We start from the raw sequence: 19,799 nt of genomic DNA on the forward strand, positions 1-19,799 counted from the left end.
GGCAGATCAGGTGCTTGCCTTCGCAAGCCGTGCGATCCATCCGAACACCCGCCCGTCGATCACCAGCAGCGCCGCGCCGATCACAACCGCACCTGCCGCCTCGCGCAGGCCCAGCATTTCGTCCAGGACAAAATGCGCAAGCACGATGGTGCTGACCGGCATGAGCAGAGTGACAAGCATCACATTGGTCGCGCCTGATCGCGCCAGAATTCGATAGAAGACCAGGTAGGCGATGCTGGTTGCGAAAATACCCAGACCGACGAGGGAAAGCCACGTGCCCGCGCTTGGCATCGCCAACGTCCACGGCCGGTCGATCGCGATCATGAGCACGAACAACACCGCGCTCGAACACAGAACCTGATAGAAGGCCGATGTCAGCGGCGGCACGCCCTGCAGCCTGCGGCGGCCCCACAGGGCGGAAAACCCGTAGGAGAGAGCGGCCCCAAGGCACAAAAGGATGCCGACAGACTGCGCCGATGCGAATTCGGCGCCGGTGCCGCGCAGAATGACGACGCCGGCAAGACCCATCAGAACCCCGGCGACCTTGTGCGTCGTCAGTTTTTCCTCGCCGAAGGCAGCGGTCACGATCAAGGTGAAGAGCGGCGTCGTGGCATTGACGATCGAGGCAAGGCCGCTGGTCGTCAGCGCCTGGCCTGCGGCCACCAGCGCGAACGGAATCACGTTGTTCAGCAGCCCCATGACAAAGAACGGCATCCAGCCACGCAGTCCTCGCGGCAGAGCGGTGCGGAAGACCAGAATCAGCGGCAAAAGAAACAGCGCACCAAAGGCGACACGGCCGAACACGACTGAGACCGGTGGCAACTCCCGCAGAGCCAGCCCCGCGAACACGAATCCAACGCCCCACAGGATCGACAGGAAGACCAGCAACGCGGCGTCGGTCCGGTCAATCTGGCCGGTCGGGTTATTCATGCGGGCGGGGCCAGATGTTGGTTGCCGGATTCGACCGAACCATGCACCTGCCGCACGGCGAATGCCACCCGGTTTCAAGGCCAAAGCCGGTGACGGATGCGCCAATACTGCGGCCTCAAGGATAAAGGTGCGCACCTGACCGGTGCTTCTGCTAGACTTTTCGGAGTGACGCTTCGTTTGTTCGCACAGTGGAATGCCAGCGCGAATGCGCAGAAGGCCAATGCCATGATCCACACGCTCGATCCGTCGCCGGAAACGGTTCATTGGGGTCATTTCGATGCCGCCCTGAAGCCGGTGCTGACGATCGACTCCGGCGACACGGTTGTGATCACGACGGTATCCGGTGCGCAAGATCACCTGCCGGCGAGCGGATTTGCGATCCCGCCGGAATTGCCGGCGATCCACGCGGCGGTTCCGCAAAAGCTCGGTCCGCACATTCTGACCGGCCCGGTCGCCGTGCGCGGCGCCAAGGCGGGGCAGGTGCTGGAATTGCAGATTCGCGACATCGCGCTGAGTTGTTCCTGGGGTTACAATGTCATGCGTCCGGGCTTTGGCGTATTGCCGGACGACATCGACACGCAGCGCGTGGTTCACATTCCGCTGGACCGCAAAACCAAAACGGCGCGCCTGGCATGGGGCGCCGAGATTCCGCTGCAGCCGTTCTTCGGCGTCATGGGCCTGGCGCCGCCCGCGAGCGAGGGCGCGGTGTCGTCGGTGCCACCGCATCGCAGCGGCGGCAATATCGACTGCAAGGAGCTGGTAGCGGGCTCAATTCTCTATCTGCCGATTGCCGTCGATGGCGCCCTGTTCTCGGCCGGCGACGGCCACGGCGCACAGGGTGACGGCGAGGTCTGCCTGACCGCTATCGAAACCGGGCTGACCGGCACTTTCGAATTCCACTTGCGGGACGATCTGCGGCTCGACTGGCCGCAGGCCGAAACGCCGACCCATGTCATCACCATGGCCTTCGATCCCGATCTCGACCGCTGCGCCGAACTGGCGCTGCGGCAGATGATCGCCCTTATCGTAGCGCGTCGGGGGCTGTCGTTTGAGGATGCCTACATGCTTTGCAGTCTTGCTGCCAATCTGCGCGTGACGCAGATCGTCAACCGCAGCAAGGGCGTCCATATGATGCTGGACAAGCGCTACCTGGATGCGCCGTGATGCGAACGCAACAGCAACTCAGGCTCTGCTACAGGTCGTGATGCCGAACAGACTGTAGGCCGGGCAATTGCCGATCACGGCGGTGACGATCGGTACGATGCCGATCCAGCCGATCCAGTTCCAGCCGGTCTGCGGAAAGCCGAGCGGGAGTGCGAAGGCGATCAGCAGGATGCCGACGACAACCCGGATCGCGCGATCCAGCATTCCCATATTGACGGTCATGGCGATAAGCCTCCTCGCAAAACTGAATTATTTTCAGGTCGCTTTGGCGGAGCGGCGTTGACGTGCGTCAATAAACCGAAGGCCCGACGCATTGGCTGGGCTCACAAGCCGGTGAGATGCTATCCCTTGGCGCGGGCGCGTTGGATGCCGAGCGCGATGATGCGCCGGAGCATTTCCGAATATTTCATCCCGTCGTAAGCGGCAGCTTCGGCGAACACCTCGTGCCGGGCGATTTCCGGATTGGGATTGGCTTCCAGGAAGTACGGAACCCCGTCGGCCGAGAGGCGGAAGTCAATCCGCGCATAGCCGTCGAGCTCGAGCGTTCGGCAGATGCGGCGTGTCAGGTTCTGGATGCGCTTATAGATTTCGGACGGCAGATCCGTCGCCGGACCCTGCAAGATACCGCGCTCCTCCTGATACTTGACGTCGAACTTCACCTTCGCGGTTGCGATCTTGCTGGCTGCATCGCCGAAATAGAGCTCCCAGATTGGCAGAACGCGCATGCGTTCGTTGCCGATGACGCCGACATAGAGTTCTCGGCCATCGATATATTGCTCGGCGATCGCGGCGGTGCCGATCTTCTCGTGGACGAAGGCGACGCGCTCGGCGAGTTTCTCGTCGTTATCCACGATGGATTTCTGCGCGATGCCAAGCGATGCATCCTCGCTCAGGCTTTTCACGATCAGCGGAAACGGCAGGCGCGGCGGCCGTGTCACCTTCTTATTCATCGGAAATACCGCAAAGGCCGGCACCGGAATGCGATGATAGTGCAGGAGCTTCTTCGACAGATCCTTGCCGCGCGACAGCATCAGGCCACGCGGATTGCAGCCGGTATAGGGGATGCGGGTGAGTTCGAGATAGCTCGCGACATTCTGGTCATAGGCCGGTTCGCCGTGAAATTCCTCCAGCAGATTGAACACGATGTCGGGCTGGAAGGAGTCGATCTCGGCGCGGATCGGACGCAGTTCGTGCTGCACGCCGAGAACGCGCACTTCATGGCGCGCCTTGCGCAAGGTGTTGACGACATCATAGCCGGTCTTGAAGGCAATGATCTCCTGCTCGCTGTATCCCTTGATGGAATCTGGCGGCATCTGTTCCGGATGCAGCAGCACCAGAACGCGCGTTCTTTTCATAGAGCGAACCATTGTCGGCGCGACGGACTATAGAGCGAATGCACCGTTTTAGCCGTTAACAATACAGTGAAATCCGCGAGCAATTGACGCTCCGATCCCGGCGCGCGCAATTTCATCTCGCGGCATCGGTCGATCATATCATCAAGAACGGAGTCAAGCGTGAGCTGATATTCGCCGGTCCAGCGCGCGACGGTTTGCCGGAAGTAGGAGCGGTGACGGCGGATAAAGGAAGCCGCGGTCGGTGCGTTACGATGTCGTGGTTCGGCAGAGAAGATACGCTGCAGCTCCCGATCGTAGGTGCGCGGCGTATTCAGCGCATAAAGCGCGATCTTCCTGCGATAATGTTCGTCAAGAGTGGTGCCGATCTGGCTGAGCGGATGCACGGCCGCGCCGCGCGGCAATTGCGAGCGCGTACCGGCAATTTCGTCCATCAGTTCGTCGACATATTCGAGCTTGCGCAAGGCCGGCCAGTCGGCATAGCGCTTTCTCCAGTCGGAGCGGGGCGTCAGCCAGACCGCAAAGGTCTCGGCGAAGTCCTCGTCGGGGTGGCTCTGCGCGTACCACAGCCGCAGATGCTGGACGTAATTTTTGCTGGCCGGATTGGGCCGGTAGAATTTCGGATAGCGTGTCGATGAACTGCCGAACACCTGCTGCCAGCGGCGGCGGCGGTGCAGACCGAAGGCATTCTGCACCACGTGGCCGGCCTCGTGGCGCAAAATGCGCATGCAATCCCGCCGGGTGCCGCCCTCGACGTCGATGATCATCTTGCGCTCGAGCTGCATCAGCCGCGGATGCGCCAGATAAAACGGCACCGCGATGCCAGGGGTGGTATCCGGGCTGAACCATTCGTCCGAAAGCCATGCATGGGGGCGGATGCGAAGATCGCGCTCATCGAGCTCGGCCTGGAGATCATCCAGGCAATGTTCGATCCAGGTGCCGTCGATGGTGAGCTTCAGGTCTTTCAGCCTGAGCTTCAGCAGCCTGTCGTCCGGCCAGTCGGCCCATGCATGTTTACGGGGCATCTCGCTCTAGTTTTTCGGTTTGAGTCCGAGCTCCTTGGCGATAAGCGCGGTCCGCTCCGACTGTTCCTTGATGGTCTCGGCGAGTTCGGCTGGCCCGCCCGCCCGAACGATCTGCCCCGTGGCCAGCAGCCGGTCGGCAACCGTCTTGTCGGAGACCACATCGATGACGTCGCGGGCTATGCGCTCGCGCAAGGCGAGCGGCATGTCCTTGGGACCATAAAGGCCGGCGGTGGTTTCGACGGCGAGGCCGCCGAAGCCGAGTTCGTGAACGGTCGGGATGTCAGGCGCGAAGGAGGCGCGGTCGCGGCTCGTCACCGCGAGGATGCGGATCTTGTCAGCCGACACCAGCGGCTGCACGATCGCAGCCGAAGTGATCAGGAAATCGATCTGGTTGCCGGCGAGCGCGGTCGCGGCCTCGACGATATTCTTGAACGGAATTTTGGCGACGTTGAGCCCTTGCGTCTTGATGAAATAGTCGAGCGTGAAGTCCGGCACGCCCGGCGCGCCGGTCACGTTGAACTTGCCGGGCTGCGCCCGCACGGCCGCGACGAATTCATTGAGCGTCTTGTGGGGTGAGGAAGCCGGGACATTGGCCGTCAGCACGGTGTCGGTGACGCGCGCGATGGGCGTCATGTCGCGCTCGAAATTGTAGGTCAGCTTGTCGAGCGTATAGGGATGCGCCATGAAGGAGGCGCTCGACGAATAGAGCAGGGTGTGGTCGTCGTTGGCCTGGAGGAAGGCGTTGATGGCGAGCAGGCCGTCGGCGCCGGGCCGGTTCTCGATGACCACCGGCTGGCCCCATTTGGCCTGCAGCTTGTCGGTCATCAAACGTGCGGCGACGTCGGTGGCGGAGCCTGCGCCGAACGGCAGCACGAACTTGACCGGACGCTGGGGCCAAGTCTGGGCTGGCGTCTGGGCCTGTGCGCCATCGCCAAGTAGCGGCAGGGCAATCGCCGCTGCGGCCAGCAGCAGCCACGCAGACCGCACCAAACGCATTCCGGTTTTCATATTTTTTCCTCCCGCCTTCGTGACTTCACTGTGATCGAACACATTGTCATTGATACCTGCGATTCCGCAGCGTCACAATTCGCTTGGCTCTTGTGCCGGTTCAAGCATTTGAACTTCAACGCCGCGCCGTGCGACAGTGACGCACCGAGGCGGCGGTCTGGCGGAAGAAGGGGGATCGATGCTATCGAGGATTATGTTCCTTGCCGCATTCGGGCTTGCGCTCGGGCCCGCGCTGACGGTCTCGCCGGCCATGGCCGGGAAGCGCGTCGCACTGGTCATTGGCAACGACAGCTACCGGAATGTTACCCCGTTGCGGAAGGCCGCCAACGACGCCGAGCGGATGGCAAAGACCCTCAAGGGGCTGGGCTTCCAGGTCATCGCCGCCACCAATCAGGACCGTCGCGGCATGAGCGACCGCCTCACCGCTTTCGAGCGCGCGCTCGGTCCCGGCGACACCGCCTTTTTCTTCTTCGCCGGCCATGGCTTCCAGATCAGGGGCGAGAATTATCTTCTGCCGACCGACATTCCGCTGGCGCTCGACGGCGAGGAGGAGAAGGTCCACGAGAATTCGTTCCTGGCGCGCCGCATCATGGAACGGGTGAGGAACAAGGGCGCCCGCACCACCATTGTGGTGCTCGACGCCTGCCGCAACAATCCGTTCGAGCGCGCCGGGACCCGCAGCGTGCGGGGCAGCGGCGGCGGCCTTGCAGCAATGAGCGAGGAGGGCGCCTTCGTCATCTATTCGGCGTCGGAAAACCAAACCGCCCTCGATTATATCTCTGACGACGACAAGGATCCGAATTCGGTATTCACCCGCTTCTTCGTCAAGGAACTGGAGACACCGGGGCTGTCGCTCGTTCAGGTGGCCAAGCGTACCCAGGCCAGCGTCACCGCTCTTGCCCGCAAGGCCAGGCACAATCAGCGGCCGGCCTATTACGACGAGATTGTCGGCGACGTGGTGCTGAACGGCACGCTCGATCCGGCCAAGGCCAAGGAGACCATCCCGCAGCAGGTCGCCGCAGTGACGCCGGTGCAGCCATCGCCCCTGCCGCAGCGAAGTGAACCCGAGCAACTGAACGCGCCGCTCGCAAGCTTCATGCGCCACAATGCCGGCTGGTCGGTGACGCTCTCTTTCGCCGATCCAGTGACCGCGATTTCGTGGCGGTTCGGGGAGAGCGGCGCTTTCCGGGAAACCGGTCATCTCAACACGCTCGATCCGCGCACGCGCAAGCGCATGCCCAATCCGTCGATCCAGCTCGACGCCGACACGCCCGAAGGCACGATCTATGTCCGCTACGCCGATGCCCGCGGCGAATGGGCCGAGCCTTTTCCGATCAAGTTCGATCCGGGCGGCGCGCTGGAAAGGAGCCAGCGCGAGATTCTGGAAATGACCTCCGGCAGCTGGCTGTCCTTCCGCCAGTTCAACGGACTGATGGTGTATTATACGCACCTCGTCTCGTATCGCTGCGCGATCCGCGAGGTGAAGATCGGCATCGATTCCACCGTGCCGGATCAGAAGCTCGCAATGCCGCCCTGCGATCCGCGCAACCCGTCCGCAATCCCGTCGAGCGCGCAGCCCTACATGAAACTGCCGCCCAATACCAAGGTGATGTCGGTCGAATTGACCTATCGCGACGGTACCACCTCGGAGGTGAAAACGTTCCGCGCCGATCCGCGCGGGAACAGGTAGCCAGCGCGCTGATCGTCCAGCCGATCCGGCAAAAAGACCTTTGCCGCTCCCGCGAACCCGGCTAACACCGCGCAAAAGCCGTCACGGGATCGAATATTTCAAATGCGGACACAGGTTGGAATTGTTGGCGCGGGCCCGGCCGGGCTGATGCTGTCGCATCTTCTGCATCTCAACGGGATCGACTCAATCATCGTCGAAAGTCGCAGCCGCGATTATATTGAGCAGCGCATCCGGGCCGGACTGATCGAGCAATGGGCCGCGGACATGCTGACCGAGACCGGGGTCGGCGCGCGCATGCAAAAAGAAGGCATGTTCCACGACGGCAATTATCTTTGCTTCAACGGCGAGGCCCATCACCTCAATTTCCGCAAGCTCGTCGGCAAGGGCATCACGATCTACGGCCAGCAGGAAGTGGTGAAGGATCTGGTGGCGCAGCGGCTTGGCGATGGCGGGCAGATCATCTTCGAGGTCGACGACACCAGGGTCCACGATATCGGCACCGACAAGCTGTCGATCACGTTCCGCCACGATGGCAAGGATCAGCGTATCGATTGCGACTTCATCGCCGGCTGCGACGGCTTCCACGGCATCTGTCGCCCGGCCTTTCCGGCCGGTGCGCTGACCTTTTACGACCGTGAATATCCCTTCGGCTGGCTCGGCATTCTGTCGGAATCGCCGCCGCCGGACGACGAGCTGATCTACGCCTATCACGACCGCGGCTTTGCGCTTTACACCATGCGCTCGCCCACGCTGGCGCGGCTCTATATCCAGGTCGAGCCCGACGAGGACGTGGCAAACTGGCCGGACGACCGGATCTGGGACGAGCTGCATACCCGGCTCGGCGGCACCCGCAAATTGCAGGAAGGCCCGATCCTCCAAAAAGGCGTCACCGCGATGCGCAGCTTCGTCTGCGAGCCGATGCAGACCGGACGACTGTTTCTTGCGGGCGACGCCGCCCATATCGTGCCGCCGACCGGCGCCAAAGGGATGAACCTGGCGCTCGCCGATGTACGCATGCTGGCGCGCGCGCTCGACGCTTTTTACAAGATGAAAAAGACCGAGCTGCTGGAGGGTTATTCGAAGACCTGCCTGGAACGGGTGTGGAAGGCGCAGCGCTTTTCCTGGTGGATGACGCAGATTTTCCACGTCTTCCCCGACGAAGTTCCGTTCGACCGCCGCAGGCAGCTGGCCGAGCTCGATTACATCGCCCACTCGCGTGCGGCGCAAACCTCGCTCGCAGAGCAATATACCGGCCTGCCCATCGGGTGACGACGCGCCGTCCCCGCGTTTGCCGGCGAATACCTTAACTTGCGCCTCGCGCCGTCGCACCGCTATGGTGCGACTCGCAACGGCCGCTCGGCGTCATCGCCGCAAGACAAGGCCTGCAAGGGAGGTTCGCATGGCAACAGGGTGGGGCCTTCGGGCGTCGCTCGGACTTGTGGCGCTCGCATTTGCCGCAAGCCCAGCATTTGCACAGGATCCGGCAGCATCGTTTCCGACCAAGCCGATCCGCATGGTCGTCGGATTTGCGGCCGGCGGCGGCAACGATATTTTCGCGCGGCTGATCCAGAACGAATTGCAGAAGCGTACCGGCTGGACCGTGGTGGTCGAGAACAAGCCGGGAGCGGGTGGCCGCACCGCGGCCGAGTTTGTGGCGCGGGAGCCTGCGGATGGCTACACGATCCTGGTCGGCGCCAGCGGCGCGATGGCGATCGGTCCGCTGATTTTCAAGACCGACTACGACACGCTCAAGAGCTTCATCCCGGTGACCAAGATCGGGGACTTCCCGCTGTTCCTGGCGGTGTCCGCCAATCATCCGGCCAAGACCGCGAGGGAGCTGGTGGAATGGACCAAGGCCAATACCGGGAAAGCGAATTACGCGACCTCGTCTCCGGCCTTCACGCTTCCGTCCGAACTCTTCAAGATGAAGTCGGGCGCCAACGGCACCGCCATTCCCTACAAGAGCTCGGGCGAGTCGATTCTCGCGGTGATTTCCGGGGATGCCGCCATGACCATCGTCGATCCGCCGCCGATGATGCCGCAGGTCCAGGGCGGCAAGTTGCGCGCCCTTGCCGTGCTCGCCAAGGAACGCTTCCCCGATCTGCCGGATGTTCCGACCATGACGGAGGCCGGTTTTCCCGACGTGAATGTGAGCCTGTGGAGCGGCTTCTTCGTGCCGGCCGGGACGCCGAAGCCGATCGTCGAAAAACTGCACAAGGAGCTGAGCGCGGTCATCACGCAGACCGAGGTACGCGACAAGCTGCGCGGGCTTGCGGTGCGGCCAACCGGTATGGGGACCGAGGATTTCTCCAAGCTGATCGCAAGCGAACAGAAGATGTGGTCCGACGTGATCAAGGCCGGCAATCTGAAATTCGGGAACTAGGCGCAAACACAAAAAGCGGAAAGGGCGGTGCCGGGATAATCAAGACAAGACGTGCCGCTTCAACCTGACGCGGGGTGAGTGTCTCACCCCGCGTTTTTTGCGGATTTCGGCAACGGCGTTCGCGCGGGCTGTTCCATCGCTTCCGCAATGCGCGCTTCCCAGCCTGCATCGCCGCGCTCGATCGCGGCTGCAAGTGCCGATGCGCGAGATCTGGCTGTTTATTGTGCGGCTTGCGATCGTGCTGTTGATCTCACGCTGTATGCGCCCGCTTGACCCGCACATGTCTTCAACGGAACGAAGGGCCACTAAACGTCCAGCAAGTCCTCGCTGGCGAATTCCGCCTTCTCCTGAATGAAGGCAAAGCGCGCTTCGGGCTTGGTGCCCATCAGCTGATCAACGGACTTTGCCGTAGCCGCGCGCGCTGCGTCCTCGAGCGTCACCCGCAAAAGCGTGCGCTTCTTCGGGTCCATCGTGGTTTCCTTGAGCTGGTTCGCCATCATTTCGCCCAGCCCCTTGAAGCGGCCGACCTCGACCTTGGCATTGACGTGGAATTCCTTCTTCAGGAGCTCCTCCTTGTGCTTGTCGTCGCGCGCATAGAACGTCTTGCCGCCATGCGACAGCCGGTAGAGGGGCGGGACGGCAAGATAGAGATGGCCGTCCTCGATCAGCTTCGGCATCTGCCGGTAGAAGAAGGTGATGAGGAGCGAGGCGATATGGGCGCCGTCGACGTCGGCGTCGGTCATCACGATGACCTTGTCATAGCGAAGATCCTGCTCGCGATAATGGCTGCCATAGCCGCAGCCGAGCGCCTGGATCAGATCGGCGAGCTGCTGGTTCTGCGCCAGCTTGTCCTTGCCGGCAGAGGCGACGTTGAGAATTTTGCCGCGCAAGGGCAGCACCGCCTGTGATGCGCGGTCGCGCGCCTGTTTGGCCGAGCCGCCGGCGCTGTCGCCCTCGACGATGAAGATTTCCGAACCCTGCGCCGCGGTGTTGGTGCAGTCGGCGAGCTTGCCGGGCAGGCGGAGCTTGCGCACGGCGCTTTTTCTCGCAACGTCCTTCTCCTGACGGCGGCGGATGCGTTCTTCAGCGCGCTCGATCACAAAGTCGAGCAGCTTGTTCGCCTGCGTCGGATTGCCGGCGAGCCAGTGATCGAACGGATCGCGGATCGCCTGCTCGACCACCCGTGCGGCTTCGGGTGTTGCGAGCCGGTCCTTGGTCTGGCCCTGGAATTCCGGTTCGCGGATGAACACCGAGATCATGGCGCAGCAGCCGGCCATGACGTCGTCCGAGGTAATGACCGCGGCGCGCTTTTCCTGATTCACGCGCGCGGCGTGGTCGCGCAGCCCCTTGAACAGGGCGGTCCGCAGGCCGGTCTCGTGGGTGCCGCCGTCATGGGTCGGGATGGTGTTGCAGTAGGAGGAGACGAAGGGGTCGATGTCGGCAACGAACGCAACCGCCCATTCGGCAGAGCCGCGCGCGCCTTTCTTCTCCGAGCCGCCTGCGAAGATGTCGGGATGCACGCGCGTCGCCTTTTCGATCGAGGCGGCGAGATAGTCCTGCAGGCCCCCCGGGAAATGCAGCACGGCTTCGGCGGGCGTGTCGTCGGTGATGAGAGATGCGTCACAGGACCAGCGGATCTCGACGCCGCCGAACAGGTAGGCCTTGGCGCGCGTCATCTTGAACAGCCGCGCCGGATCGAATTTCGCCTTGTCGCCGAAAATCTGCGGGTCGGGCTTGAAGCGCACCGTGGTGCCGCGGCGGTTGTTTACCTTGCCGAGCTTTTCCAGTCCGCCCTTGGGGGTGCCGCGCGAAAAGGTCATCCTGTAGAGCTGCTGGCCGCGCGCGACCTCGACCTCCATCTTTTCAGACAGCGCGTTGACGACCGACACGCCGACGCCGTGCAGGCCGCCCGAGGTGTCATAGACCTGCGAGTCGAATTTGCCGCCCGCGTGCAACGTGCACATGATGACTTCGAGAGCCGACTTTTTCGGGAATTTCGGATGCGGGTCGACCGGGATACCGCGCCCGTTGTCGGTGACGGAGAGCCAGCCGTCGGCGCCCAGATGCACCTCGATGAAGGTGGCGTGGCCGGCGAGCGCCTCGTCCATCGAATTGTCGATGACTTCGGCGAACAGGTGGTGCAGCGCCTTCTCGTCGGTGCCGCCGATATACATGCCGGGCCGGCGGCGGACGGGTTCGAGGCCTTCAAGCACCTCGATATGGTGGGCGGTATAGCCGCCATCGGCTCCACCGCTGCGTGCAGCGCCGCCGCGGGCCGCAGCGGCCTGCTTCGCCGGCGCAGCGGCGGCGAACAGGTCGGCGCTCTTATGCGTCCTTTTCTCGGCCTTGGCGTTCTTGTTGACGGTGCGGGCCGGCTTGGTGGTTTTCGCCATGATCGGGTGTGTCGATTGATGCTCTTGATCGCGAATCGCGGTTGGTCTCACTATGCCACGGTGGTATGGCGGGCGGCTTTCCAAACTGCCCTGGCGGGGCCAAATCCCTGAAAAGTAACGATGTAGCTCACGATTTTACCGCTCGGGGCGCTGGAACATAGGGCCGGGCCGGGCTAGACCATGGCCCCCGCCGCCTGTCACGAAACGGATGCAGGAATATTCCCAGATCGTCATCGAGTTTGTCCGCCAGAACCACTGGTGGGCATTTCCTATCGTCTTCCTCCTGGCTTTCGGCGAGTCGCTGGCCTTCCTGTCGCTCGTCATCCCGGCCTGGGCGCTGCTGGTCGGGATCGGCGCCCTGATCAATGCCTCCGGCCTCTCGTTCTGGCCAATCTGGCTCGCCGCGGCCGCCGGCGCCGCCGCCGGCGACTGGGTTTCCTATTCCATCGGGTTTTATTTCAAGCACCGCATCGCGCATATATGGCCGTTCTCGCGACATCCCGACATGATGCCGCGCGGCCATGCCTTCATGGAGAAATGGGGCATCCTCGGGATTTTCATCGGCCGGTTTTTCGGGCCGCTGCGCGCCACGGTGCCGCTGGTCGCCGGCATCCTGGAAATGCATTACTGGAAATTCCAGTTCGCCAATGTGACGTCGGCCATGGTGTGGGCCTATGTGCTGCTCGCCTTCGGCGATTTCGGCATGGGCATCGCGAAGTGGCTCGGTCTCGCCACCTGGTTCCACTGACCGGGCTTTCATGGCAATGGTTGCGATGAATACCTTTCGTCATCCGATCGGAGCCATCGAACGCCAGGCGCGCAGCCTTTACGATCATGCGATGCGCAGCCTTGGCCGGGTTCCCTATGTCGCCCGTGCGCAAGGCGCGCGCTTTGTGGTCGATACCACCGATCTGATCGACCGCGAGATTGCCATCAATGCGATCTGGGAGGCCGAGCAATTGGAAGACTTCGCGGCGGTCTGCCGCAGCCATCGCGTCGATTGCTTTTTCGACATCGGGGCCAATGCCGGCGTCTACTCGATCATGCTGGCGACGAAAAATCTCGGCGGCGAGATCGTGGCCTTCGAGCCGGACCCCGGCAATCGTGCGCGGCTCCTCGCCAATATCGCGGCAAACCGATTGCAGGATCGGATCCGTGTGGTCGAGGACGCCGTTGGCGACAAGGCGGGAGAGGTCGTGCTGATGGAAGCAGGCCCGCACAATCGCGGCGAGTCCTGGGTTGCCCATCCCGACAAGCCCCCGGAAGAAGCGCCGGGCGTTGCGAAGCATCGGGTGCGCCAGATCCGTTTCGACGATGTATTTTCGCTCTCGGGCAATACCATTCTGGTGAAGATGGATGTCGAAGGCTCCGAATTTCATGCGCTCGCCGGGATGGAGCGGACCTTGCGCGACAATCGCTGTTATCTTCAGGTCGAGCTTTATTCCGACCGCTTCGAGGAGCTGAAAGCTCTGTTCGCGCGGCTGGGCTATCGCTACCTGAAGACCAACTACATCGATCACTATTTCACGAATATTGCGGACATCGACTGAGAGCCGTGTAACATCATCAGCGCCTCACGTGCGGCGTCGTGGCGCGGCCGCAATGGCGGATTTTCGCGAGCCGAAAATATGTAAAAGGGGAATACCGACTGCTCCGCGGTGTTTCAGTGGCCATTGCAGAGCGGGCAAGGGGGTCGGTTTCAACCGGCATCCGGCTCGGCTATGCTTTCAATTGTGGCTGAACCGGCGAGCGGGAAGTCCGGTGACGCAATTCAGGGAGGACATCATGATCGACCTATCGCGCCGCAATCTTCTGGCCGGCGCCGCAACCGTGACCGCGGCCTCAGCGCTTGGCGGTCTTTCGCTGACGACGGCTGCCAATGCGCAAGGCGCCGCCGGCCAGCAGGCCCCGGGCTGGTACCGCTACAAGGTCGGCGATATCGAAGTGACCGCTGTCACCGACGGGATAAACCGCTTCAAGTTTCCGGACAACTTTGTCGCCAATGTCAAGCGTGACGAGGTCAACAAGGCGTTGACGGCCGCCTTCATGGAAGCAGACCAGATGGCCATTCCGTATACGGCCGTGGTCGTGCGCAACGGCGGCAAGACAACCCTGATCGATACCGGCACCGGCGAGCAGAATTTCACCAACAGCAAGGGCGCGGCCGGACAGCTGAACCGTAATCTTGCGGCGGCCGGCATCGACCGCAAGGACGTGTCCACCGTTATCATTTCGCATTTCCATCCCGACCACGTGAACGGCCTATTGTTGCCGGACGGCACGCTGGCTTTTGCCAATGCCGAAATTCTGGTGCCGGACTCCGAATACAAGTTCTGGATGGACGATGGCGAGATGAGCAAAGCCACCGGCAATCAGCGGATGGAGGGCCTGTTCAAGAACAATCGCCGCGTCTTCGGCAACGAGAGCGTCAAGAAGCAGGTGAAGCCGTATGCGGCCGGCAAGGAGTTGGTGCCGGGCATCACGGCCGTGGCAACGCCCGGCCATTCGATCGGCCACACCTCGCATGTGATTTCGTCGGGCGGCAAGAGCGTATTCGTGCAGGCGGACCTGGCGAACGTGCCGTTCCTGTTCGTGCGCAATCCCGGCTGGCACCTGATGTTCGACCAGATTCCCGATCAGGCCGAAGCCACCCGGCGCAAGACCTATGATATGCTCGCGGCCGACCGGACCATGGTGCAGGGCTTCCATTTTCCGTTCCCGGCCGTCGCCTTCATCGAGAAGACCGGCACGGGGTATCGCGAAGTGCCAGTGCCGTGGAGCCCGACGATCTGACACGTGAGCCTATAAAGGCCGCCCGCGAGGGCGGCCTTTTTGCTTTTTCAACCACGGATGGTGCTATGGCGAAACTGTCGCGACGTGAGATGTTGGCCGGCTCTGCCGCCATCACGGTTTCGGGTGCGCTTCAGACCCGTCGGTCAGCCGCGCAGACCGCACCTGCGGCTCTCGATGGCACGCAGCGCTTCAAGATCGGCGACATCGAGGTCATCTCGATCCTCGACGGTGTGCGGCGCGTCAAGCTCACAGCCAGTCCGACCCGCAGCGCCAGCCTCGAGCAATTCCAGGACGCGCTGGCCGCCGACGGTCTTGCGCGCGACCAGATCGCCCGGGTGTTCCATCCCTTGCTGGTGAGAACCGGTGGCAGGCTGGTCATGATCGATACCGGCAACGGCCCGAGAACGTTGTCGGTGGGCACCGGGTTGACCGCGCAGCGGCTCGCCGCGGCCGGGATCGAGCCGAAACAGATCGATGCCGTCATCGTCTCGCATTTCCATGGCGATCATATCGGCGGGCTGGTTACGCTGGAGGATAGGCCGGCATTTCCCAATGCCGAGATCAAGGTACCGCTTGACGAATGGAATTACTGGCTCGACGACGTCAACATGAACAAGGCGGAGGAAGGGTCGAACCTGCGCAACGCGCACAACAATGTGCGGCGCGTGTTCGGTGCGATCCCCGGTAGGAACCTGGCCAAGTTTACCGATGGAATGGAGGTCGCGCCGGGCATCACCGCAATGGCGACGCCCGGACATACGCCCGGCCACACATCGTTCGTCATTGCGTCGGGTGCAGACACGCTTCTGGTGCAGGCCGATGTGACGTCGGGTATCGCCTCGGTCTTTGTGCGCCATCCGGACTGGTTCGGAGGCGGCGATATGGACGGGCCCATGGCGGTTCAGACGCGCCGAAAGCTCTACGATATGCTGGCGGTCGAGAAGTTGCCGATGTCCGGCTACCACCTGCCATTTCCGGCCTTGGGCCGAATCGAGAAGCGCGGCAGCGGCTACCGCTTCATCCCGGCGGCGTGAGATGGGCGCATGACCACCGCCCGGCATATGCGCCGGGCGGTCGCGCGTTCAAAACAGCCTATTTTGCGTTCTGCTTCAGCCAGGCCTGCATCAGCGCGATTTCGCTTTCCTGCGCCTTGATGATCTCCTCGGCGAGCTTGCGGATCTGGGGATCCTTGCCGAAGGCGAGCACCGTCTTCGCCATGTCGACCGCGCCCTGATGATGCGGGATCATGCCGCGAACGAAGTCGATATCGGCATTGCCGGTGAACTCGATGTCCATGCCCTCGTGCATCTTGGTGTTGATGGCATGAAAGGCGAGGCTTGACGGCCCGGTGTCGCCTTTCGGCTTGCTGCTGTGGGCGGCGTGGTCGGCGGCGGCAGCGGGCTGTTGATGCGAACCATGACCGTGGTGGTGCGATTGCGCAAAGGCGAGGGCGGTGCCGAGAGCAAGGGTACCGGCCGTCAGACCAGCGATCAATGTCGTTCTCATGGGTATCTCCAAAGCTGAATGATGCGCGTCGCCTGCGGCGTGCGCGGGTTCGTTCTGGCGAACGGTCAGCCTTGAGTTCGCGGCGGCGGCAGAGCGGGGACGCGTCCGAGCGGATCGGGTGCTTTTGCCGGCGCGGCAGCCATCACGGCAAACAGGATAGGCGTCAGCGCGCGTGCCGTCATTGGCAGGGGCTCGACCGCAATCAAGCAGCCAAACGCATTGCACGTTGCATGCTTTGCGCCCGCAGTCCCGTCCTCGTGGCAGTCCGGATCGGCTTCGCTGGAGGGGGTGGCGTGCAGATGCTCGACCGCGCCAGCCGAATGGGTGGCAGAAAATGTCATGATCGGACCATGCGTGAGGCTCATCGCCCCGAACAGGACGACGAAGCACAGCCGCAACATGGTGACGACGGGACTCATCTGAAGTCCAATACGACAAGCCGGCGACGATCGAAAGTCCAATGCCTCACGGACGGATTCTTAGGGCTGTGAATTGACCGTGAGACTGTCGCCGCCTATATGGCGGCATCATGACCGTCAGGCCCGCAACATTGCCTCGCCGCCGTGCCGCCTTCGCGGCCGGGAGAGGTCTGTTCGCCTGATCTTATCCCTGCCGCGAGCCTTCGGAGCCGCGGCATTCACCGAAATCCGCGCTTTCCAAGGCTCAGCCGGCGACTTAAGAACCCGGCGGCGAAACATGCCGCCCCGCGCGCGGAGAGACACATGGCGACCAAAGCGAAGATCGGCGTTCTGGGTGCGTCCGGTTATACCGGGTCGGAGCTTGTGCGCTTGCTCATTCGACATCCGCGCGCCGAGATCGCGCTCCTCACCGCCGACCGCAAGGCCGGGCAGGCGATGCGCGACGTGTTTCCGCAATTCTCCCCGTTCGAGCTTCCGGCGCTGGTCTCGATCGAGGGGCTGGACTGGAAGGCGCAGAGGCTCGATCTCGTGTTCTGTGCGCTGCCCCATGCGACGACGCAGAAGGTGCTGAAGCAATTGCTGACCGAAGCGCCGGAAACCAAAGTCGTCGATCTCTCCGCTGATTTCAGGCTGAGCGATACGGCAGCTTATGCGAAATGGTACGGGCACGAACACCATGCGCCCGAATTGCAAACCGAAGCGGTCTACGGACTTGCCGAAATCCACAAGCGCGAGATCAAAAAGGCGCGGCTGGTCGCCAATCCCGGTTGCTACACCACCTGTGCGCAGCTGCCGCTGGTGCCGCTTCTGAAGAACAAGGCGATCGAGACCGAGGGCATCGTGATCGATGCCAAGTCCGGCATGACCGGGGCAGGGCGCTCGGCGAAAGAGGCGATGCTGTTTTCCGAAGTGTCGGAGGGCTTCCACGCCTATGGCGTGGGTGGACACCGGCATATGGCCGAACTCGATCAGGAATTTTCGGCGGCCGCCGGTAAGGAGGTCATCGTCAGCTTCACCCCGCATCTCGTGCCGATGAACCGGGGCATCCTGTCGACCATCTACGTGCAGGGCCGGCGCGGGCGGACCCCGGAAGACCTTCATGAGATACTTTTAAAGTTTTACGAGAAGGCGGACTTTGTCCATGTGCTGCCGTTTGGAGAGACGCCGCAAACCCGGCATGTCCGCGGCTCGAACTGGACATTTATCGGCGTCGCGAAGGATCGGGTGCCCGGGCGGGCTATCATCGTCTCGGCGCTGGACAATCTGGTGAAGGGCGCATCGGGCCAGGCGATCCAGAACATGAACCTGATGATGGGATACCCCGAGACCATGGGAATCGATCAGGTCGCGTTGTTCCCGTAGGCCGAAGCGATTTGAAGCGATGCGGCCGGATCGCATGGCGAGCCATGCAGCAGTGCAATGACTTACGTCCAGCGCATCAGCGAGGTGGTTACGACGTAAAGCCCGGTGGCGATCACGACCGCCGAGAACACATAGGTGAGGGCGCGCTTCTGGCTTGCGAGCTTGCGCGCCAGCAGCAAGCCGGCGATGCCGCCTGCTGCGCCGCCGAGCACGAACAGGCCGGCGATCCGCCATTCGACCAGACCGGCCAGCGCGTAGCTGGTCGCCGTTGTTGCGCCGAACAGCGTGACCGACACCAGCGACGAGCCGATCGCGTCCAGCATCGGCATGGCGGTGGTGCCGATAAGACCTGGCACAATCAGAAAGCCGCCGCCGATCCCGAAAAACCCGGAGAGCAATCCGACGCCAAATCCGGTCGCGGTAAGCAGGGGCAGGAGGCGCGGTGCGCTTGTGCGGTCGAGCTTGACACCGGCATCGGTGCCGCCCTTGCGCGGCCGCAGCATCAGCGCGCCGACCACGATCATCAGCGCGCCGAACAGCGCCAGCAATTTTGCGCCATCCATCATCTTTCCGAGCTGGGCGCCGGCAGCAGCTCCGGCAATGCCGGCCAGCGCAAACGCGATCGCGCACGGCCAGCGTACGTTGTTCGCACGCGCATGACCGATCAGACTGACCGCGGCGCTGGCGGCGACCGCGACCGCGCTGGTGCCGATCGCGGCATGCACCGACGGCATGCCGACGACGTAGATCAAGAGCGGCACCGCCAGGATCGAGCCGCCGCCGCCGATCAGGCCGAGCGACAGGCCGACAAGGCTGCCCGACGCAATCGCGGCAATGGATTGGATCATCTGCTTTTCACCCGAGGTGAGCGGGTTCAGGCCGCGGATGAGGTCGGCTGCCGGTTCCAGGGCATCAGCGCCAGCACGTTCGCCATGCCACAGAATCCGGTGACGCCTGCGAAGACGAGGCCGGCACCGACAAAGCCGGCGAGCAGATAGAAGCCCGGCGAAACCGTCGCGCCTAGCACGGTGCCGAGGACGACAAGACTGCCGGCCGCGATCTGGACCTGCCGCATGATCGGCAGCGGCGCCTTGCGGTCCACTGTGACCGGGAGGCCGGCCTTTTTCCAGGCCTCGATGCCGCCGTCGAGCACATAGGTCTCGACGCCTGCCGGGACACCTTTTGCAAGTTGCGGGGCGTTTTGCGTCGTCCGCGCACCGGACCGGCAATGAAAGATCAGGACGTCGTCGCCGGGCCTTGCCGGATGCTCACGGTCGAGCAACGACAGCGCATGATGCCGCGCGCCTTCGATGCGCTCGCGGGCATGCTCGTCGCGCTCGCGGATGTCCACGAGGACGGCGCCCTCGCGCATCAGTTCGGCGGCGCGCTGCGGGGAGATGAGAGTCAATGCTGTCATGTCGATTCCTTACTGTCTTGCGTTAGGTCAACGCCGTGCTCAGTCGCGGCAGTAGATATCCTTCAGCACAGCGATGATCCGGGCGACGTTCTCATCCGCGATGCGGTAGTAGATGGTCTGGCCGTCCCGGCGGGTCGCAACGAGATTGTCTTCACGCAGTTTCGCAAGATGCTGCGAGACGGCCGATTGCCCAAGACCCGCCGCCGCGACGATTGCGTTGACGGACATTTCGCCAGTTGCGACGAGGCGGCAGAGGATGAGCAGGCGGGTTTCGTTGGCGAGCAGCTTGAGAAGCTGCGCCGCTTCGCCTGCGCGCTGTTCCAGAATTTCCATCGCGGCTGCCGGGACGGCCATCGG

At 62.9% G+C, this 19,799-nt stretch carries 20 protein-coding genes; 9 read left to right on the forward strand and 11 right to left on the reverse strand.

Annotated features, from left to right (window positions below; genetic code table 11):
• Nucleotides 1-6 precede the first annotated feature (6 nt).
• Nucleotides 7-1,194: a DMT family transporter gene (locus ACK41X_RS10285; protein ID WP_409722269.1), complete on the reverse strand. Its 1,188-nt coding sequence runs from the start codon at nucleotides 1,192-1,194 to the stop codon at nucleotides 7-9.
• Between ACK41X_RS10285 and ACK41X_RS10290 the strand changes: the two genes are divergently transcribed.
• Nucleotides 1,156-2,094: an acetamidase/formamidase family protein gene (locus ACK41X_RS10290; RefSeq protein ID WP_409722271.1), complete on the forward strand. Its 939-nt coding sequence runs from the start codon at nucleotides 1,156-1,158 to the stop codon at nucleotides 2,092-2,094. The genes ACK41X_RS10285 and ACK41X_RS10290 overlap by 39 nt on opposite strands.
• An 18-nt stretch (nucleotides 2,095-2,112) precedes the next feature.
• Here the strand turns inward: ACK41X_RS10290 and ACK41X_RS10295 are convergent, their stop codons facing one another.
• From ACK41X_RS10295 to ACK41X_RS10310, 4 genes are all read right to left on the reverse strand, one after another.
• Nucleotides 2,113-2,316 carry a DUF2892 domain-containing protein gene (locus ACK41X_RS10295; protein WP_409722275.1) on the reverse strand — a complete coding sequence of 68 codons (204 nt, stop codon included), beginning with the start codon at nucleotides 2,314-2,316 and terminating at the stop codon, nucleotides 2,113-2,115.
• Nucleotides 2,317-2,435: 119 nt separating this feature from the next.
• Complete coding sequence (locus tag ACK41X_RS10300; RefSeq protein ID WP_409722278.1) at nucleotides 2,436-3,449, reverse strand: ATP-grasp domain-containing protein; 1,014 nt, start codon at nucleotides 3,447-3,449, stop codon at nucleotides 2,436-2,438.
• Nucleotides 3,446-4,471 carry a putative zinc-binding metallopeptidase gene (locus ACK41X_RS10305; RefSeq protein ID WP_409722280.1) on the reverse strand — a complete coding sequence of 342 codons (1,026 nt, stop codon included), beginning with the start codon at nucleotides 4,469-4,471 and terminating at the stop codon, nucleotides 3,446-3,448. The genes ACK41X_RS10300 and ACK41X_RS10305 overlap by 4 nt, the downstream gene beginning before the upstream one ends.
• Nucleotides 4,472-4,477: 6 nt before the next feature.
• The gene (locus ACK41X_RS10310) at nucleotides 4,478-5,479 is read right to left on the reverse strand and encodes a Bug family tripartite tricarboxylate transporter substrate binding protein (RefSeq protein WP_409722283.1); all 1,002 of its coding nucleotides are present in this window, start codon (nucleotides 5,477-5,479) and stop codon (nucleotides 4,478-4,480) included.
• A 178-nt stretch (nucleotides 5,480-5,657) separates the two neighbouring features.
• Between ACK41X_RS10310 and ACK41X_RS10315 the strand changes: the two genes are divergently transcribed.
• The 3 genes from ACK41X_RS10315 to ACK41X_RS10325 all read left to right on the forward strand — a co-directional run bounded on the left by ACK41X_RS10315 (nucleotide 5,658) and on the right by ACK41X_RS10325 (nucleotide 9,552).
• Nucleotides 5,658-7,169, forward strand: coding sequence for a caspase domain-containing protein (locus ACK41X_RS10315; RefSeq protein WP_409722286.1), 1,512 nt, complete (start codon nucleotides 5,658-5,660; stop codon nucleotides 7,167-7,169).
• A 102-nt stretch (nucleotides 7,170-7,271) separates the two neighbouring features.
• The gene (locus ACK41X_RS10320) at nucleotides 7,272-8,438 is read left to right on the forward strand and encodes a 4-hydroxybenzoate 3-monooxygenase (RefSeq protein WP_409722288.1); all 1,167 of its coding nucleotides are present in this window, start codon (nucleotides 7,272-7,274) and stop codon (nucleotides 8,436-8,438) included.
• A 130-nt stretch (nucleotides 8,439-8,568) separates the two neighbouring features.
• Nucleotides 8,569-9,552 (forward strand): Bug family tripartite tricarboxylate transporter substrate binding protein, encoded by a 984-nt coding sequence (locus ACK41X_RS10325; RefSeq protein WP_409722291.1) that lies wholly within the window; start codon nucleotides 8,569-8,571, stop codon nucleotides 9,550-9,552.
• A 305-nt stretch (nucleotides 9,553-9,857) separates the two neighbouring features.
• Here the strand turns inward: ACK41X_RS10325 and parE are convergent, their stop codons facing one another.
• Nucleotides 9,858-11,945, reverse strand: coding sequence for a DNA topoisomerase IV subunit B (parE, locus tag ACK41X_RS10330; RefSeq protein WP_409722293.1), 2,088 nt, complete (start codon nucleotides 11,943-11,945; stop codon nucleotides 9,858-9,860).
• A gap of 208 nt (nucleotides 11,946-12,153) precedes the next feature.
• Between parE and ACK41X_RS10335 the strand changes: the two genes are divergently transcribed.
• The 4 genes from ACK41X_RS10335 to ACK41X_RS10350 all read left to right on the forward strand — a co-directional run bounded on the left by ACK41X_RS10335 (nucleotide 12,154) and on the right by ACK41X_RS10350 (nucleotide 15,772).
• The gene (locus ACK41X_RS10335) at nucleotides 12,154-12,693 is read left to right on the forward strand and encodes a DedA family protein (RefSeq protein ID WP_409722296.1); all 540 of its coding nucleotides are present in this window, start codon (nucleotides 12,154-12,156) and stop codon (nucleotides 12,691-12,693) included.
• A gap of 10 nt (nucleotides 12,694-12,703) precedes the next feature.
• Nucleotides 12,704-13,495, forward strand: a complete 792-nt coding sequence (locus ACK41X_RS10340; RefSeq protein WP_409722299.1) for an FkbM family methyltransferase — start codon at nucleotides 12,704-12,706, stop codon at nucleotides 13,493-13,495.
• A 235-nt stretch (nucleotides 13,496-13,730) separates the two neighbouring features.
• Nucleotides 13,731-14,738, forward strand: a complete 1,008-nt coding sequence (locus tag ACK41X_RS10345) for an MBL fold metallo-hydrolase (protein ID WP_409722302.1) — start codon at nucleotides 13,731-13,733, stop codon at nucleotides 14,736-14,738.
• 65 nt (nucleotides 14,739-14,803) lie between these two features.
• Nucleotides 14,804-15,772: an MBL fold metallo-hydrolase gene (locus ACK41X_RS10350; protein ID WP_409722305.1), complete on the forward strand. Its 969-nt coding sequence runs from the start codon at nucleotides 14,804-14,806 to the stop codon at nucleotides 15,770-15,772.
• 58 nt (nucleotides 15,773-15,830) lie between these two features.
• Here ACK41X_RS10350 and ACK41X_RS10355 read toward each other — a convergent pair whose 3' ends face one another.
• Both ACK41X_RS10355 and ACK41X_RS10360 read right to left on the reverse strand, forming a co-directional pair.
• Nucleotides 15,831-16,244 carry a DUF305 domain-containing protein gene (locus tag ACK41X_RS10355; protein ID WP_409722308.1) on the reverse strand — a complete coding sequence of 138 codons (414 nt, stop codon included), beginning with the start codon at nucleotides 16,242-16,244 and terminating at the stop codon, nucleotides 15,831-15,833.
• 65 nt (nucleotides 16,245-16,309) lie between these two features.
• Nucleotides 16,310-16,663, reverse strand: coding sequence for a hypothetical protein (locus tag ACK41X_RS10360; protein WP_409722309.1), 354 nt, complete (start codon nucleotides 16,661-16,663; stop codon nucleotides 16,310-16,312).
• Between the two features lie 303 nt (nucleotides 16,664-16,966).
• On the opposite strand from ACK41X_RS10360, the gene argC reads away from it, so the two are divergent.
• Nucleotides 16,967-18,025 (forward strand): N-acetyl-gamma-glutamyl-phosphate reductase, encoded by a 1,059-nt coding sequence (gene argC, locus ACK41X_RS10365; RefSeq protein WP_409722311.1) that lies wholly within the window; start codon nucleotides 16,967-16,969, stop codon nucleotides 18,023-18,025.
• Nucleotides 18,026-18,087: 62 nt separating this feature from the next.
• Here the strand turns inward: argC and ACK41X_RS10370 are convergent, their stop codons facing one another.
• The 3 genes from ACK41X_RS10370 to ACK41X_RS10380 are packed head-to-tail and all read right to left on the reverse strand — an operon-like array spanning nucleotide 18,088 to nucleotide 19,796.
• The gene (locus tag ACK41X_RS10370; protein WP_409722313.1) at nucleotides 18,088-18,873 is read right to left on the reverse strand and encodes a sulfite exporter TauE/SafE family protein; all 786 of its coding nucleotides are present in this window, start codon (nucleotides 18,871-18,873) and stop codon (nucleotides 18,088-18,090) included.
• A gap of 26 nt (nucleotides 18,874-18,899) precedes the next feature.
• The gene (locus ACK41X_RS10375; RefSeq protein ID WP_409722316.1) at nucleotides 18,900-19,442 is read right to left on the reverse strand and encodes a rhodanese family protein; all 543 of its coding nucleotides are present in this window, start codon (nucleotides 19,440-19,442) and stop codon (nucleotides 18,900-18,902) included.
• 39 nt (nucleotides 19,443-19,481) lie between these two features.
• A complete protein-coding gene (locus tag ACK41X_RS10380; RefSeq protein ID WP_409722322.1) occupies nucleotides 19,482-19,796 on the reverse strand; it encodes an ArsR/SmtB family transcription factor in 315 nt (104 codons plus the stop codon).
• Nucleotides 19,797-19,799: the final 3 nt, after the last annotated feature.

This window comes from Pseudorhodoplanes sp., assembly GCF_046289595.1.
Classification (GTDB): domain Bacteria; phylum Pseudomonadota; class Alphaproteobacteria; order Rhizobiales; family Xanthobacteraceae; genus Pseudorhodoplanes.